Origin of the sequence: Mycolicibacterium chubuense, assembly GCF_001044255.1 — a bacterium.
GTDB classification, from domain to species: Bacteria; Actinomycetota; Actinomycetes; order Mycobacteriales; family Mycobacteriaceae; genus Mycobacterium; species Mycobacterium chubuense.
In genome coordinates this window covers 92,502-107,199 of the sequence record NZ_JYNX01000057.1, presented here as the reverse complement: position 1 = coordinate 107,199, position 14,698 = coordinate 92,502, and the positions used below count along the sequence as shown (strand labels likewise).

The following is a 14,698-nucleotide window of genomic DNA, read 5'->3' as shown; positions in this document are numbered from 1 at the left end:
TGAGTCCCGCCCGCCGCGGAGACCCATTTTGATCAGGAGTTTGGTGGCGTCGCCGGACCCTGAGCGGGGTCCCAGTCAGCGGCCGCCACGACGGGCTCGGCCGGCGGGGGCGCATCGACGGGCGGCGGCGCATCGGCCGGCGCGATGTTCGCGACGTCGACGACCGGGGGTGCGGCGTCAGGCAGCGGAGCCGGTGCGGGAAGCGGTGCATCCAGCGGCGCGGCGTCGACCGGCGCGGGGGCCGGCGGCAAGGGATCGCCCGGCGGCGGCGGAAGCGGAGCGTCCATCGGCGCAGGAGCCGGGGGAAGCGCCTCCGGAGCCGGCGGCGCGGCGAGCGGGTCGACGGGCGGCGGAGGAAGCGGCGCCTGAGCGGACATCGCATCGAACGGAGCGGGCGGCGGCGGCGCGAGCGGATCGGCCGGCGGGGGAGGAGGCAGCAGACCGTTGAGGCCGAGCGGATCGACCGGGGCCGGCGGAGCCTCGTTCACGACGTTGCGGGGCGTTGCGGCGGAGAGCGGCCCGCCGCACGAGGGCCAGGCGCCCTTGCCCTGAGACGCCAGCACGCGCTCGGCGACGGCGATCTGCTCTTCCTTGGTGGCCAGATGGGCGGCCGGCGCGAACTCTCCACCGCCGTGCCCGGACCAGGTGCTCGGCGAGAACTGCAGGCCACCCTGGTAGCCGTTGCCGGTGTTGATCGCCCAGTTGCCACCGGACTCGCAGCTGGCGACCCTGTCCCATTCGTTGTCGGTCGCGGCGCCGGCGGTACCGGCCAGCGCCAGGCTGCCGCCGCCGATGACCGCGCCGGTGACGGCGATCTTGGCGACGCTTACTGCTGAATTGGTGGGCTTGCGATGCCGTCCACTCATAAGTGCGCGAGGTCCTCTCGTATGCGCCCGCGAGGTCAGCTGTCGGGTTCGGGCTGGAGAGGTCGCCCGGCCGGCGGCGTCGAAACGACGTCGGCTTCACCCCAAGGAACCGAATCGGCTCCTGGTCCTTCTGTTTCGGTGGACCGGTGGGTCCCCCGCCTCCATCCAGGTTGGGTCTCGTTGTCCCCGCGGACCAACGGATGGAGTTCGGCGCAGTTGGCACGCGGCGGGCCGGTCAAAGTGGGGGCGATCGGCCTGGTTCAAGACCGTAACGGCTCGCCAAGGTCCCGTCACCTCGTGTCCACCGTCGTGTCGTTGGCCACGGCAAATACTAAAAAATCTCTAAAATCCCTGCAGGGAGCGTTGTTCCTGCAGGTGCGGCGCGTCTCTACCTCGCCGTAGCCATCTCGTGACCATTCCGTGATGTGACGTAAATCACGGAATACTCCTGGCGCGAACGGTCGTCTACCCCCCGGCGAACGGTGGTAAGACGTCCACCGTCTGCCCGTCGCCGAGCGGAGTGCGCGTGTCGCGCACCGCGACTCCGTCACGGAGATAGGAACACCGGGCGAGCACCGCCGACAGCGCCGAACCGCGCGAACGGAGGGTGTCGACCAGGTCGGCGACCGTCGCGCCCGGGTGCAACTCGACGGTCTCGTGCTCGACGCCCGCAGCGGCGCGCGCCGCGGCGAAGTACCGCACAGTCACGCCCACCCCTCAGCCGCCGATCGCGCTCATCGGACGGTCCGGCTGGACGAAACCGGGATCGTTGATGCCGTGCCCGGCCGCCTTGGCCCACATCGCGGCCCGCCAGGCCGCCTCGAGCGCGTCGTCATCGGCGCCGCTGCGCAGCAGAGCCCGCAGGTCCGTCTCGTCGCGGGCGAACAGGCAGTTGCGGACCTGGCCGTCGGCGGTGAGCCGGGACCGGTCACAGCTGGCGCAGAACGCGTGCGAGACCGACGCGATGATCCCGACATCGCCGAGCACGGCCGCGTCGGCGCCGGTGCCCGACCGCACCTGCCACAACTCGGCGGGGGCGGAGCCGCGCGGTCCCGGATGCGGGGTCAGCGTGAAGTCCCGTCGCAGCGCGGCAAGGATGTCGTCCGCGCTCAGGGTGCGCTCGCGCTGCCAAGAATGGCCCGCGTCCAGCGGCATCTGCTCGATGATGCGCAGTTGGTAGCCGTGTGCCAGACAGAACCGCAGCAAGGCGACCGCGTCGTCGAGCCCGGTGACCGGGTCGAGGACCGCGTTGACCTTCACCGGCGACAGCCCGGCGGCCCGGGCGGCGCGCAGGCCGGCCAGCACCGCGTCCAGGCGGTCGCGGCGCGTGATCGCCGCGAACCGCTGCGGATCGACGGTGTCGAGCGAGACGTTGATGCGGTTCAGGCCGGCGCTCTTCAGCGCGTCCGCGCGCCCGGCGAGCCCGATCCCGTTGGTCGTCAGCGTGATCTCCGGACGCGGCCGCAGCGCCGCCGTCGCCGCGACGACGTCCTCGAGGTGGGGGACCACCAGCGGTTCGCCGCCGGTGAACCGCACACTGGTGATCCCGAGCCGGGTGACTGCGATGCCCAGCAACCGGATCAGCTCGTCGACCCGCAGCTTCTGCTCGGCCGGCATCCAGTCGAGGCCCTCGGCGGGCATGCAGTAGGTGCAGCGCAGGTTGCACAGGTCGGTCAGCGACACCCGCAGATCGGTCGCGACGCGGCCGAACGTGTCGACCAGGGGTCCGTCGGCGGGTGCGCCCGACACCGGCCCGCGCACGGACGGCACCCCGAGGGCGACAACGCTCACCGGGTCACGCCGAACGCAGGTTGGGCGGCGTCGCGGCCGCCGTTGACGGGCACGATCTCCTTGCCCAGCGGCATCAGCGACACCGGAATCAGCTTCAGGTTGGCGAGCGCCAGGGGGATGCCCACGATCGTGATCGCCATCGCGACGGCGGTGATGATGTGCCCGATCGCCAGCCACACTCCCGCGACGATCAGCCAGATGATGTTGCCGACCAGGGCGCCGGGGCGCACCCCGGGCTTGTCGACGATCGTGCGGCCGAACGGCCACAGCGCGTAGAGCGCGATGCGCAGCGCCGCGAAACCGAAGGGGATGGTGATGATGAGCACGAAGCAGATCAGCGCGGCGAGCACATAGCCCAGCGCCAGCCACAGGCCACCGAAGATCAACCAGATGACGTTCAGGATCAGGCGCATCTCTTCCTCCAGCGGTGATTGCAGCCTACCGACATAAGGGGGTGCTGGCTGCGGCGACGTCCGAGTAGGATCTCCCACGACGCGTCCCGACGCAGGCGGGGCGCTTCCTCTATGTGAAGAGTCTGTACCCACTATGGGCGGCAGACATATCGGCTCAGACAGACAAGCAGGTGAGACCAGTGCCGACCGGCCGGGTGAAGTGGTACGACGCGGAGAAGGGCTTCGGGTTCCTCTCGCAGGAAGACGGTGAGGACGTGTACGTGCGTTCCTCGGCGTTGCCCGCCGGTGTCGAGGGTCTCAAGGCGGGCCAGCGCGTCGAGTTCGGTGTCGCCGCCGGACGCCGCGGCCCGCAGGCCCTGAGCCTCAAGCTGATCGACCCGCCGCCGAGCCTGACCCGGACGCGCCGCGAGGCCACGGCCGCCGAGCACAAGCACACCCCTGACGAACTGCACGGCATGGTCGAGGACATGATCACGCTGCTCGAGGGCGCGGTGCAGCCCGAGCTGCGCAAGGGGCGCTACCCGGATCGCAAGGTGGCCCGCCGCGTGTCGGAGGTCGTCAAGGCCGTCGCGCGCGAACTCGACGCCTGAGGGCCGGCCCGGCGGGTATGACTGTGTCATGAGCTACGTCGCCGACCCGTCGTCCTCCGACGGCGATTTCCAGCGTGACACCGACTACATCACGACCCGCATCACCGCCGACGGCCGCGACGGTTACCCCGTCGAACCGGGTCGCTACCGCCTCGTCGTCGCACGCGCGTGTCCGTGGGCGAACCGCACGATCATCGTCCGCCGGCTCCTGGGATTGGAAGACGTTCTCTCCATTGGGTTCTGCGGACCCACCCACGACGAGCGCAGCTGGACGTTCGACCTGGACCCCGACGGCGTCGACCCGGTGCTGGGCATCCACTACCTGCGCGACGCCTACAACAAGCGCATCGCCGACTACCCGAAGGGCATCACCGTGCCCGCGGTCGTCGACGTGCCGACCGGTGAGGTGGTGACCAACGACTTCGCGCAGATCACCCTCGACTTCTCCACCGAGTGGACGGCCCATCACCGCGACGGCGCGCCGCTGCTCTATCCCGAGCCGCTGCGGGCGGAGATCGACGAGGTGGCCCAGCGCATCTACACCGAGGTCAACAACGGCGTGTACCGGTGCGGCTTCGCCGGTTCGCAGCGCGCCTACGAGAAGGCCTATGACCGGCTGTTCACCGCGCTCGACTGGCTCTCCGACCGGCTCGCCGATCAGCGATATCTGGTGGGGGACACCATCACCGAAGCCGATGTGCGGTTGTTCACCACGCTGGCGCGCTTCGACCCCGTCTACCACGGACACTTCAAGACCAACCGCAGCAAGCTCTCCGAGATGCCCGTGCTGTGGGCCTATGCGCGCGACTTGTTCCAGACGCCGGGCTTCGGGGATACCACCGACTTCGTCCAGATCAAGCAGCACTACTACATCGTGCACAGCGATATCAACCCCACCGGCGTCGTGCCCAAGGGGCCCGACCTGTCGAACTGGCTCACCCCGCACGGCCGAGAAGCATTGGGCGGCAGGCCATTCGGGGATGGCACCCCGCCGGGTCCGACCCGCGAGGGCGAGCAGGTGCCCGCCGACCACGGCGCCGGCTGATCAGCTCCAGACCGTGCGTACCGACCATTCGGCGTGCGGCACCGGAAACTCGTTGCCCTCCTCGTCGCGCACCAGGGTGGGCAGCTGCACCGCGAAACCGTTGAGCCGCCCGCGCTGGGGATCGACGGTGGGAATGGTCACCGCGAGACGGGAATCGGGGCGGAACTCCTCGACGACATCGCCGTCCTCGTAGGCGCGCAGCAGCACCCACGGCGCCTTCGCGATCGCGGGGGGCAGCGACAGTTGCACGGGGCGGCGGCCCGTCACCGGCACCTCACCCTGGTCCCCGGGCACCACGCAGTCAGTGGGGTTGAGCACCTGGCAGAACCGATACGGGCCGACACGGGCGAGGTGTCCGGAGGAGTAGGCGGAGATCTCGGGCAGGTCCGGTGCACGATCGCGGGTGAGCCGCCACACCAGCACGCCGGAGCCGATCGAGGCGATCAGGGCGACTGCCGCGAGAACGGCGACAATGCGTTTCACTCGCGGGTCACCGCCGGTTCGGCGCGGACACCCTCGGCGGCGGCGATCACCGGGCGGTTGCCGCCCAGCCCCGGCACCAGCGACTCACCGCGGTAGCTGAACACCGTCTGGGCCAGCCCGAGGATGAGCAGCGCGGTGATGGTGGTGAAGCCGGCGTACAACTCGGTGTAGATCAGCACGCCCGTCGCGCCGCCCACCACCCACGCGAGCTGGAGCAGCGATTCCGACCGCCCGAACGCCGACGCCCGTGACTCCTCGGGCAGATCGTCCTGCAGTGAGGCGTCCAGCGACGCCTTGGCGATCGCGCTCGCACCCGAGGTGATCAGGGTCGTCGCCGCGGCCACCAGCAGATTGCCCGTCAGCGCGGTGGCCAGCGACATCGCCGTCACCGCGACGGCGCAGCGCACCACCAACTGGGCGGGATGGCCCAGCTTGAGCCGCGCGGCGGTGAAGTTCCCGGTGAAGTTGCCGATGGCCGCCGCCGCACCGATGAGCCCGAGGATGCGCAACTGCTCCCAGCCGCTCGCGTCGTGCGCCTTGGCGACGAACGCCGGATACAGGAACAGGAAGCCGACCATCACCTTGACGGTGCAGTTGCCCCACAGCGCGGTGATGATGTTGCGGCCCAATGGTTGTCGCGCCTTCGCGCTGGGCGCGGGCCCGCGACGCAGTCCGGCCGTCTGACCGTGGTAGCTCAGGGTCGCCGGCACCTCGCCCTCGGTGACCTCGACCCACTTCGGGATGCGCATGGCCAGTACCGCGCCCGCGATCGAGACCGCCACCACCACGTAGAGCGCGCCGGGCATCCGGAACAGCTGGAAACCCCACTCCGCCGCGGCCGCGATGCCGCCGCCGATCATGGTGCCGCCGAGCAGGCCGAACATCGTCAACCGCGAGTTCACCCGGACGAGGTCGATCGTCGGGGGCAGCACCCGCGGCGTCACCGCGCTGCGCAGCACCGAGAACGATTTCGACAGCACCATCATCCCCAGGGCGCAGGGATACAGCACCCAGGACGGGAAGCTGCCGGTCGCGCTGTCGAAGTTGGCGATGAGGATGACGGCGAGCGCGGTGCGCAGGGCGAACGATGCGGCCAGCGCCACCCGTCTGCCGTGCTGCAGGCGATCCAGTGCGGGCCCGATCAGCGGGGCGATCACCGCGAACGGGGCGATGGTGATCAGCAGGTAGAGCGCGACGCGGCTCTTGCTCTCCCCGGTCGCGGCGGCGAAGAACAACGTGTTGGCCAGGGCGACCGCCATCGCGGCGTCGACGGCGAAGTTCGCCACCACCGGCCAGGTCAGCGCGGTCAGACCGGACTTGTCGGCGCCGTCGGCGGTGGCCGCCCGGTGCACCAGCCCGTACATCTTCGAGCCCATCTCACGGCTGCGCTGCGCGGCCGCGCGCGTGACGGTCACCTTCTCGCCTCCGGTCGCCCCCGACCTGTCCGCGTCGAAGCGGTCATAGTCGCGGCGACGGGCGTGATCGTCGAGTGGGGGAAGCCACCGGTTGGCGCTCTCGTTGGCCGTCGAAGACCGGCGCCGGCCGGGCGCGGCCACCGGATCACTCGGGTAGTTGGCCATCCCGGGATGCTCCCCGGCGGGTGGGCGCGGAGGGTAGTAGCGTCCGCCGGGCGGACCCTCGGGGTCCGGGTGGTCGCGCCGCGCTCCTGTCACGAGTCGATTCTCCCCCATGGCGGCGACACCGGGCGTGCAGGCAACCGGTGTGGCTAGCTCCGGTCCCTGTCGGGCAAGATGAACACCGATGGACAGCGTGACCGAACCCCCTCCGCACGAGGCCGAACCCGAGGCCGGGCTCGTGCCCGAGCCGACGGCGCCTGACGCCGAGGCGGCGGCGCCCGAGGCCGAGCCGACGTCCGAGCCTGAGCCGGAGGCGACGGATTCCGAGGCTGCGCCGACCGAACCCGAGGTGACCGAACCCGAGGTGACCGAACCCGAGGTGACCGAGCCCGAGGTGATCGAGCCCGAGCCGATGTCCGCCGAGGTGGAGGAGATCCTGCGCGGCGCGGTCGACGTCGCCCGCGCGGCGATCGCGGAGTTCAGCGGCGAGGAGACCGTCGGCGAGTACCTGGGCGCCGGATTCGAAGGCCCCGCATCGGCCACCCACCGGTTCCTCGCGCAGATGCCCGGCTACCGCGGATGGCAATGGGCGGTCGTGGTGGCGGCATCGCCGGGCGCGACACACGCCACGATCAGCGAGGTGGTGCTGGTTCCCGGACCTACCGCGCTGCTGGCGCCCAAGTGGGTGCCCTGGGAGGAGCGCGTCCGGGCCGGCGATCTGAGTCCCGGCGACCTGCTGGCGCCCCCGGCCGACGATCCGCGGCTCGTGCCCGGCTTCATGGCCACCGGCGATCCGCAGATCGACGAGGTGGCGGTCGAGGTCGGGTTGGGCCGGCGCCGGGTGCTGAGCCTGTGGGGCCGCAACGACGCCGCGCAACGCTGGCACGACGGTGACCACGGGCCGGGTTCGGCGATGGCGCGCGCGACGCGCCGGATGTGCCGCGACTGCGGCTTCTACCTGCCGCTCGGCGGAGCGCTGGGCGTGATGTTCGGTGTGTGCGCCAACGAATACGCCGCCGACGGACACGTCGTCGACGCCGAATACGGATGCGGCGCGCACTCCGACACCCCGGCGCCGCAAGGGGCCGGTTCGCCCCTCTACGACCCGTTCGACGACGGCGTGCTGGACCTGGTGGAACGCACCGACCAGGCTTAGTTCTCGGCGGCGGCCTTGATCCGGGCCAGCGATGCGTTCATGCCGTCGACGAGCTCCTGCTCGAAGCTCGGCACGCCGCCCATGAACTTGCCCACCAGGAACGTCGACATCGCCTTCGTGCCGTTCTCGGCGTTGCGGGTCTCGATCAGCCGGGTGCCGGCCTCGGTGGGCTCGAGTTCATAGCTCCACACGGTGTTGTTCTCGTTGACCCGGAAGGCGAGCTTCTGCTCGGGCACCAGTTCGGTGATGCGGCAGGTCGTCGGCCAGAACAGCCGCCCGCGGCGGTTCATGTTGATGGTGCGCGCCCCCGGGCGCAGCTCGCCGAGAGCCTTCATGAACCGGCACTGCGGACTCCACTGCGGCATCCGGTCCAGGTCCGAGACCAGTTTCCACACCGTGGAAACCGGTGCGTTGATGTCGATCTGCGCTTGCAAAATCGGCGCCGCCATGACGTCGTCCCCTTCTCGTGGGTGTCGGGTCAGTCCAAGCCACTCTGCGCGCCGCGGGAGCCGCGGCGCACGGCGTGACGTTGCCACAGAAAGATCGACGTGCCAAGGACGCCGACGCCCAGGCCCGCGATCGTCACCGGCCGCCACCCCTGGAGCGCGTCGACGGTGAAGGCGAGCAATGTGGCGATCAGCCAACCGCAGGTGATCACCACGATCACCGGCCACGGCGCGAGCAGCGCACGCGGCAGCGGGGGCGGTTCGGGCGGCGCGGTCATCGGACCCAACGTAGTCGATCGCCCACCGGGCGTCGGTAGTGTCGAGCGCCGTGGAAACCGGACCGGTCGACGTCGTCGACATCGACGATCCCGCCGATGAGCGCCTCGACGACTTCCGCGATCTCAACAGCGTCGACCGCAGGCCCGACCTGCCCACCGGCAAAGGACTGGTCATCGCCGAGGGGGTGCTGGTGGTGCAGCGCATGCTGGCCTCCCGGTTCCGACCGCGGGCGCTGCTGGGCACCGACCGGCGGCTCGGCGAACTGCGCGCGGATCTGGAGGGCCTCGGCGCGCCGTACTACCGCGTCAGCGCCGAGGTGATGGCCGACGTGGTCGGCTTCCACCTCAACCGCGGCGTGCTCGCGTCGGCGTCGCGGGCCGCCGAGCTGACGGTGCCGCAGGTGATCGAGAACGCCGCGACGATCGCGGTGCTCGAGGGCGTCAACGATCACGAGAACCTCGGCTCCATCTTCCGCAACGCCGCCGGGCTGGGGGTAGGGGCGGTGGTCTTCGGCAGCGGCTGCGCCGACCCGCTCTACCGGCGGGCCGTGCGGGTCTCGATGGGGCATGCGCTGCTGGTGCCCTTCGCCCGGGCCGCGCAGTGGCCGGGGGAGTTGACACTCATGCGGGACAACGGTTTTCAGCTGGTTGCGATGACGCCCGACCCCGGCGCGCAGACGCTCGCCCAGGTGATCGGTGAGTCGGCAGGCCGCCGGGTCGCGATCCTGGTGGGCGCCGAGGGCCCCGGTCTGGCCGAGCACACGATGCGGGCGTGTGATGTCCGGGCCCGCATCCCGATGTCGCGCGGCACGGATTCGCTCAACGTCGCCACGGCTGCGGCTTTGGCGTTCTACGAGCGGGATAGGCTCGCGCCGTGAGTACGGGCGAGCCGATGCCGTGGGGCACCGGCCTGACGGTCGCGGCGTTCGTCGCCGCCGTGCTCGGCGCCGCCATCGTCGTGCTGAGCATCGGGTTGGCGCGGGTGCACCCGCTGCTGGCGGTCGGGCTCAATCTCGTCGCCGTCGGTGGGCTCGCGCCCACGGTGTGGGGGTGGCGCCGGGTTCCGGTGTGGCGGTGGTTCGTGCTCGGTGCCGGCGTCGGCGTGGCCGGCGCGTGGATCGGGCTGCTAGCGCTGGCCGCCGCTGGAGCGCACGCCTAGCAGCACGTCCTCCCAGGCCGGCACCGTCGGCCGCTGCTTGCGGGGACGGGCCGGCTTGGCCGCCGGCACAGGCTGATCGACCTCCACCGCTTCGGCTTCGGCTTCGGCTTCGGGTTCGGGTGCCGGAGCGGGTTCCGGCTCCTCGAGAGCCAGTTGCGCCACCGGTGCCAGGGGCCGCAAGGGCCGCGCGTAGTTCGGGTCGATCAGCTGGCAGGCGGCGTCGTCGAACGCCGTCACGGTGCCGCCGTGCGCGCCCGGCGCGTACCGGAAGTGCGCGACGTTGTCGGACAGTCCCGCCTTCCACGCCATCTGCACGGTCCAGCGGCCGTCCTCGTTGCGCCAGGCGTCCCAGTTCGTCGCCTCCGGATCGAGTCCGCGCGCGATGAGCACGGCGGTCACCGTCTCGAGCAGCGTGAGCACCGACGGTCCGTCGGCCAGCACGGGATGCGCCGCGGTGGCCAGCTCGGCCGCCCGGGAGCGCTCCAGCAACACGGGATGGGCGAAGCGTTCGACCCGCGCGATATCCGCGCCCGCGGCGGCGGCTACCTGCTCGACCGAGGCTCCTGCGCGGATCTTGGCTTGAATATCTTTGGGGCGCAGCATGTTCGGCACCTCGACATCGATCGTGGTCTGGTTCGAGGCGACCCGGTCGCCGCGTACCGCGGCCTTGAGTCGCTCGTCTGAGCGCAGGACGAACTTCTCCGCGGAGTCGTCGGATTCGCAGATGATCCGCTTGCCGTCGACGTCGAGTCCGACGACCTTCAGTTCCCGCATGGCGACCTCCTCCGGGCTGCGCTGAGCCCGATACGCGGTCACCCTACTGCGTTATCTTCCCGTTACCGCGGTGACACGCGGCAGTCGCTACAAGCGCTGCACGACCCAGTCGACGCAGGCCGTCAGCGCGCTGACGTCGTCGGGGTCGACGGCGGGGAACATCCCGACACGCAGCTGGTTGCGCCCGAGCTTGCGGTAGGGCTCGGTGTCGACGATGCCGTTCGCGCGCAGCGTCTTGGCGACGGCCGCGGCGTCCACCTGGTCGGTGAAGTCGACGGTGCCGACCACCGCGGACCGCAGCGCCGGATCGCTGACGAACGGGGTGGCGAACTCCGAGGCGTCGGCCCACGAATACAGCCGCTCCGACGAGTCCGCGGTCCGCTTGGTGGCCCAGTCCAGCCCGCCGTTGCCCAGCAGCCAGTCGATCTGCTCGGCCAGCAGCACCAGCGTGCCGATCGCGGGGGTGTTGTAGGTCTGATTCTTGACGCTGTTCTCGATCGCGATCGGAAGGGACAGGAAGTCGGGCACCCACCGGCCCGCCGCGGCGATGGCCTCGACCCGGGCGAGCGCGGCGGGGGACATCAGCGCGATCCACAGCCCGCCGTCGCCGGCGAAGTTCTTCTGCGGCGCGAAGTAATAGGTGTCGGCGGCGGTGATGTCGACCGGCAGGCCGCCGGCCGCGGACGTCGCGTCGATGACCACCAGCGCGTCGCCGGAGTCGGCGGGCCGCTGCACGGGAACCGCGACGCCCGTCGAGGTCTCGTTGTGCGCCCAGGCGATGACGTCGACCGACGGATCGGACATCGGCGCCGGTGCGCTGCCGGCGTCGGCCTTGATCACCACGGGATCGCCGATGAACGGGTTCTTGGCGACCGCCGAGGCGAACTTCGCGCTGAACTCGCCGTAGGTCAGGTGCAGCGAACGCTTGTCGACGAGGCCGAACGCGGCGGCGTCCCAGAACGCGGTCGAGCCGCCGTTGCCGAGGATCACCTCATACCCCTCGGGCAGGGAGAACAACTCGCGCAAGCCGTCGCGGACCCGGCCGACGAGGTTCTTCACCGGAGCCTGTCGGTGCGAGGTGCCGAAGAGGTGACCGGCCTCGGCCAGTGCCGTCAGTTGCTCGGGTCGGACCTTCGACGGGCCGCACCCGAAGCGGCCGTCGCGCGGCTTGAGGTTGTCAGGGATCGTCAGGTCCTGGGCCATGCCGCCAGCCTAGAACCGGGCCGCGGGATGGACCGAATCCGGCCGCCGGAGGGCCGTCCGACGGTGATCTGGCTCACATGTGACGCGGGTAACGTGGTTGCCGCACACCGCGGAATTGACCCTGGTTAATTCCTGGGACCGCGGGTACTGTCACTGGACAGCGAGCATATGAATGTAAACCTCACTCGAGGCATGGAGGCTCACAATGGCTGTCAAGGAAGCGCGCACCAAGATCGTCCGGCGCTGGCGCAGGAACATGGACGTCTTCGACGACGCGGAGTACGTCAACACGCTGCAGACCCTGTCCGAGGGATCGGTGCGGCGCAATTTCAATCCCTACACCGACATCGACTGGGACTCGCCCGAGTTCGCGGTGACCCCGAACGACGAGCGCTGGATCCTGCCGGCGACCGATCCGATCGGTAAGCACGAGTGGTATCGGTCGCAGTCGAAGGAACGGCAGATCCAGATCGGGATGTGGCGTCAGGCCAATGTCGCGAAGGTCGGTCTGCACTTCGAGTCGATCCTCATCCGTGGCCTGATGGAGTACGCGTTCTGGACGCCCAACGGATCACCGGAATACCGCTACTGCCTGCACGAGGCGGTCGAGGAGTGCAACCACACCCTGATGTTCCAGGAGATGGTGAACCGCATCGGCGCCGATGTGCCCGGCATGCCGAAGTTGCTCAAGTGGGTCCAGCCCGCCATCCCGTTGGTCGCCGGACCGCTACCGATCCCGTTCTGGTTCGGCATCCTCGCCGGCGAGGAGCCCATCGACCACACGCAGAAGAACGTGCTGCGCGAGGGCAAGGCGCTGCACCCGATCATGGAGCGCGTGATGGCGATCCACGTCGCCGAGGAGGCGCGGCACATCTCGTTCGCGCACGAGTACCTGCGCAAGCGCGTCCCGAATCTGCCGCGCCGCAAGCGTTTCTGGCTCTCGCTCTACGTTCCCGTCGTGATGCGGGTGCTGTGCTCGGCGATCATCGTTCCGCCGCGGGCGTTCTGGAAGGAATTCGACATCCCGCGCTCGGTGCGCAAGGAGATCTTCTTCAAGTCACCGGAATCCCGCCAGATGCTGCGCGACATGTTCGGCGACGTGCGGATGCTTGCCCACGACACCGGCCTGATGAACCCGGTGGCCAAGCTGGTGTGGCGGATGTGCCGGATCGGCGGCCGCCCCAGCCGGTACCGCAGCGAGCCCCAGCGCGAGCACCTGGCCTCGGTCGCGTAGGCGCATGCCCCATGTGATCACCCAGTCGTGTTGCAGCGACGGGTCCTGTGTCTTCGCGTGTCCGGTCAACTGCATTCATCCTTCGCCGGATGAGCCGGGCTTCGCCACGGCCGAGATGCTCTACATCGACCCGGTGGCCTGCGTCGACTGCGGCGCGTGCGTGTCGGCCTGCCCCGTCGGGGCGATCGCCCCGGACACCCGGTTGACCGACGAGCAGCTGCCGTTCCTCGAGATCAACGCCGGCTTCTACCCCGAGCGGGAGGGCAAGCTGCCGCCGACGTCGAAGCTGGCGCCGGTGCCGGACGCGCCCGTCGTGGCAGCCCGCGGCGGCGGACCGCTGCGGGTGGCGATCGTCGGCTCCGGGCCCGCGGCGATGTACGCCGCCGACGAACTGCTCACCCAGCGCGGCGTGCAGGTCAACGTCTTCGAGAAGTTGCCCACGCCCTACGGGCTCGCGCGGGCCGGTGTCGCGCCTGATCATCAGGCGACCAAGCGGGTGACGACGTTGTTCGACACGATCGCCGCCCGCCGGGACTTCCGGTTCTACCTCAACGTCGAGGTGGGATCGGACCTCACGCACGACGAGCTGCTCGAGCACCACCACGCGGTGCTGTACGCCGTCGGCGCGCCCACCGACAAGCGCCTCGACATCGACGGCATGGATCTGCCCGGCACCGCGACGGCCACCGAGATCGTGGCCTGGTACAACGGCCACCCCGAGTTCGCGGATCTGTCGGTCGATCTGAACGGCGAGCGGGTGGTCGTCGTCGGCAACGGCAACGTCGCCCTCGATGTCGCCCGCATCCTGACCACCGATCCGGATGCGTTGGCGCGCACCGACATCGCCGATCACGCTCTGGAGGCGCTGCGCGCCTCCCAGGTTCGGGAGGTGGTGATCGCCGCCCGGCGGGGGCCCGCCGCCTCGGCGTTCACCCTGCCCGAGCTGATCGGCCTGACCGCGCGCTGCGACGTCGTGCTCGACCCGGCTGACCACCAGCGCGTGCGTGAGGATCTCGCCGCCGCCACCGATGCGCTGACCCGCAACAAACTGGAGATCCTGGCCAAGCTCGGTGACGCCACCGCGCCGGTCACCCGGCCCCGGATCCGGCTGGCCTACCAGCTCACGCCGCGCCGGGTGCTGGGGCCGACGCGGGTGACGGGCATCGAGTTCGAGGTGACCGGCTCCGATCAGGTGCAGCAGATCCCCGCGGGGTTGGTGCTGACGTCGATCGGCTACCGCGGCATGCCGATCCGCGGACTCCCGTTCGACGAGACCGCCGCCGTGGTGCCCAACGACCGCGGCCGGGTCACCGACGCGGGCACCGCGGTGCCCGGCAGCTACGTCGCCGGCTGGATCAAGCGCGGGCCGACGGGCTTCATCGGCACCAACAAGTCCTGCGCGGCGCAGACGGTGCACACGCTCGTCGACGACTACAACGCAGGGTTGCTCACCGATCCGGTGCACAAACCCTCGGCGCTGCCCCGGTTCGTGCGCGGTAGGCGACCCGCGGTGGTCGACGAGAAGGGCTGGAAGGCGATCGACCGCGCCGAGGTGGCGCGCGGTCACGGCACCCGCCCGCGCGCCAAGTTCACCTCGGTGGACGAGATGGTGCGCGCCGCGGCCGAGGCGCCGGCCGAGCCCGCGCACCGCCGGCTGCTGTCCGGCCTGTTGCGCTGAGACGA

General features: G+C 70.3%; 16 protein-coding genes, 1 pseudogene and 1 riboswitch. Of the genes and pseudogenes, 7 read left to right on the top strand and 10 right to left on the bottom strand.

Annotated elements, in window-relative coordinates; all coding sequences use genetic code 11:
- Positions 1-50 precede the first annotated feature (50 nt).
- The 4 genes and pseudogenes from MCHUDSM44219_RS31640 to MCHUDSM44219_RS18705 form a co-directional block, all read right to left on the bottom strand.
- A pseudogene (locus tag MCHUDSM44219_RS31640) lies at positions 51-866 on the bottom strand (transglycosylase family protein); the annotation flags it as partial.
- Positions 867-875: 9 nt separating this feature from the next.
- A riboswitch (cyclic di-AMP (ydaO/yuaA leader) is annotated at positions 876-1,053 on the bottom strand.
- A gap of 278 nt (positions 1,054-1,331) precedes the next feature.
- A complete protein-coding gene (locus tag MCHUDSM44219_RS18715) occupies positions 1,332-1,580 on the bottom strand; it encodes a MoaD/ThiS family protein (RefSeq protein WP_048419735.1) in 249 nt (82 codons plus the stop codon).
- 3 nt (positions 1,581-1,583) lie between these two features.
- The gene (gene moaA, locus MCHUDSM44219_RS18710; protein WP_048419734.1) at positions 1,584-2,657 is read right to left on the bottom strand and encodes a GTP 3',8-cyclase MoaA; all 1,074 of its coding nucleotides are present in this window, start codon (positions 2,655-2,657) and stop codon (positions 1,584-1,586) included.
- A complete protein-coding gene (locus MCHUDSM44219_RS18705; RefSeq protein ID WP_048419733.1) occupies positions 2,654-3,070 on the bottom strand; it encodes a YccF domain-containing protein in 417 nt (138 codons plus the stop codon). The genes moaA and MCHUDSM44219_RS18705 overlap by 4 nt, the downstream gene beginning before the upstream one ends.
- 179 nt (positions 3,071-3,249) lie before the next feature.
- On the opposite strand from MCHUDSM44219_RS18705, the gene MCHUDSM44219_RS18700 reads away from it, so the two are divergent.
- Positions 3,250-3,660 (top strand): cold-shock protein, encoded by a 411-nt coding sequence (locus MCHUDSM44219_RS18700; RefSeq protein ID WP_048419732.1) that lies wholly within the window; start codon positions 3,250-3,252, stop codon positions 3,658-3,660.
- A gap of 28 nt (positions 3,661-3,688) precedes the next feature.
- Positions 3,689-4,705, top strand: coding sequence for a glutathione S-transferase family protein (locus tag MCHUDSM44219_RS18695; protein ID WP_048419731.1), 1,017 nt, complete (start codon positions 3,689-3,691; stop codon positions 4,703-4,705).
- On the opposite strand, the gene MCHUDSM44219_RS18690 is transcribed toward MCHUDSM44219_RS18695, so the two are convergent.
- A complete protein-coding gene (locus MCHUDSM44219_RS18690) occupies positions 4,706-5,188 on the bottom strand; it encodes a DUF2771 domain-containing protein (protein ID WP_048419730.1) in 483 nt (160 codons plus the stop codon).
- On the bottom strand, positions 5,185-6,861 hold the full coding sequence (locus MCHUDSM44219_RS18685) for an MFS transporter (RefSeq protein WP_413783623.1): 1,677 nt from the start codon (positions 6,859-6,861) through the stop codon (positions 5,185-5,187). Before MCHUDSM44219_RS18685 ends, MCHUDSM44219_RS18690 begins: the two co-directional genes overlap by 4 nt.
- A 316-nt stretch (positions 6,862-7,177) precedes the next feature.
- Here MCHUDSM44219_RS18685 and MCHUDSM44219_RS18680 point away from each other — a divergent pair, with 316 nt between their 5' ends.
- A complete protein-coding gene (locus tag MCHUDSM44219_RS18680) occupies positions 7,178-7,921 on the top strand; it encodes a DUF3027 domain-containing protein (RefSeq protein ID WP_048419762.1) in 744 nt (247 codons plus the stop codon).
- On the opposite strand, the gene MCHUDSM44219_RS18675 is transcribed toward MCHUDSM44219_RS18680, so the two are convergent.
- A complete protein-coding gene (locus tag MCHUDSM44219_RS18675) occupies positions 7,918-8,370 on the bottom strand; it encodes an SRPBCC family protein (RefSeq protein ID WP_048419728.1) in 453 nt (150 codons plus the stop codon). The two genes, MCHUDSM44219_RS18680 and MCHUDSM44219_RS18675, sit on opposite strands and share 4 nt — an antisense overlap.
- Positions 8,371-8,399: 29 nt before the next feature.
- On the bottom strand, positions 8,400-8,645 hold the full coding sequence (locus MCHUDSM44219_RS18670) for a DUF2530 domain-containing protein (protein WP_048419727.1): 246 nt from the start codon (positions 8,643-8,645) through the stop codon (positions 8,400-8,402).
- Between the two features lie 50 nt (positions 8,646-8,695).
- Here MCHUDSM44219_RS18670 and MCHUDSM44219_RS18665 point away from each other — a divergent pair, with 50 nt between their 5' ends.
- Both MCHUDSM44219_RS18665 and MCHUDSM44219_RS18660 read left to right on the top strand, forming a co-directional pair.
- On the top strand, positions 8,696-9,523 hold the full coding sequence (locus MCHUDSM44219_RS18665; protein ID WP_236695511.1) for a TrmH family RNA methyltransferase: 828 nt from the start codon (positions 8,696-8,698) through the stop codon (positions 9,521-9,523).
- A 14-nt stretch (positions 9,524-9,537) separates the two neighbouring features.
- Positions 9,538-9,804: a DUF2537 domain-containing protein gene (locus tag MCHUDSM44219_RS18660; RefSeq protein WP_048419761.1), complete on the top strand. Its 267-nt coding sequence runs from the start codon at positions 9,538-9,540 to the stop codon at positions 9,802-9,804.
- Here MCHUDSM44219_RS18660 and sepH read toward each other — a convergent pair.
- Both sepH and serC read right to left on the bottom strand, forming a co-directional pair.
- Positions 9,772-10,578 carry a septation protein SepH gene (sepH, locus tag MCHUDSM44219_RS18655; RefSeq protein WP_048419760.1) on the bottom strand — a complete coding sequence of 269 codons (807 nt, stop codon included), beginning with the start codon at positions 10,576-10,578 and terminating at the stop codon, positions 9,772-9,774. The genes MCHUDSM44219_RS18660 and sepH overlap by 33 nt on opposite strands.
- 87 nt (positions 10,579-10,665) lie before the next feature.
- On the bottom strand, positions 10,666-11,781 hold the full coding sequence (serC, locus tag MCHUDSM44219_RS18650) for a phosphoserine transaminase (RefSeq protein ID WP_048419725.1): 1,116 nt from the start codon (positions 11,779-11,781) through the stop codon (positions 10,666-10,668).
- A gap of 205 nt (positions 11,782-11,986) precedes the next feature.
- Between serC and MCHUDSM44219_RS18645 the strand changes: the two genes are divergently transcribed.
- Positions 11,987-13,015 (top strand): AurF N-oxygenase family protein, encoded by a 1,029-nt coding sequence (locus MCHUDSM44219_RS18645; protein WP_048419724.1) that lies wholly within the window; start codon positions 11,987-11,989, stop codon positions 13,013-13,015.
- 4 nt (positions 13,016-13,019) lie between these two features.
- Positions 13,020-14,693 carry an FAD-dependent oxidoreductase gene (locus tag MCHUDSM44219_RS18640; RefSeq protein ID WP_048419723.1) on the top strand — a complete coding sequence of 558 codons (1,674 nt, stop codon included), beginning with the start codon at positions 13,020-13,022 and terminating at the stop codon, positions 14,691-14,693.
- Positions 14,694-14,698: the final 5 nt, after the last annotated feature.

Coding starts and splice junctions, on each gene's coding strand:
- MCHUDSM44219_RS18680 (WP_048419762.1), top strand. CDS start 7,178: ATGTCCGCCGAGGTGGAGGAGATCCTGCGCGGCGCGGTCGACGTCGCC.
- MCHUDSM44219_RS18675 (WP_048419728.1), bottom strand. CDS start 8,370: ATGGCGGCGCCGATTTTGCAAGCGCAGATCGACATCAACGCACCGGTT.
- sepH (WP_048419760.1), bottom strand. CDS start 10,578: ATGCGGGAACTGAAGGTCGTCGGACTCGACGTCGACGGCAAGCGGATC.
- serC (WP_048419725.1), bottom strand. CDS start 11,781: ATGGCCCAGGACCTGACGATCCCTGACAACCTCAAGCCGCGCGACGGC.
- MCHUDSM44219_RS18695 (WP_048419731.1), top strand. CDS start 3,689: ATGAGCTACGTCGCCGACCCGTCGTCCTCCGACGGCGATTTCCAGCGT.
- MCHUDSM44219_RS18660 (WP_048419761.1), top strand. CDS start 9,538: ATGCCGTGGGGCACCGGCCTGACGGTCGCGGCGTTCGTCGCCGCCGTG.
- MCHUDSM44219_RS18705 (WP_048419733.1), bottom strand. CDS start 3,070: ATGCGCCTGATCCTGAACGTCATCTGGTTGATCTTCGGTGGCCTGTGG.
- MCHUDSM44219_RS18670 (WP_048419727.1), bottom strand. CDS start 8,645: ATGACCGCGCCGCCCGAACCGCCCCCGCTGCCGCGTGCGCTGCTCGCG.
- MCHUDSM44219_RS18645 (WP_048419724.1), top strand. CDS start 11,987: ATGGCTGTCAAGGAAGCGCGCACCAAGATCGTCCGGCGCTGGCGCAGG.
- MCHUDSM44219_RS18640 (WP_048419723.1), top strand. CDS start 13,020: ATGCCCCATGTGATCACCCAGTCGTGTTGCAGCGACGGGTCCTGTGTC.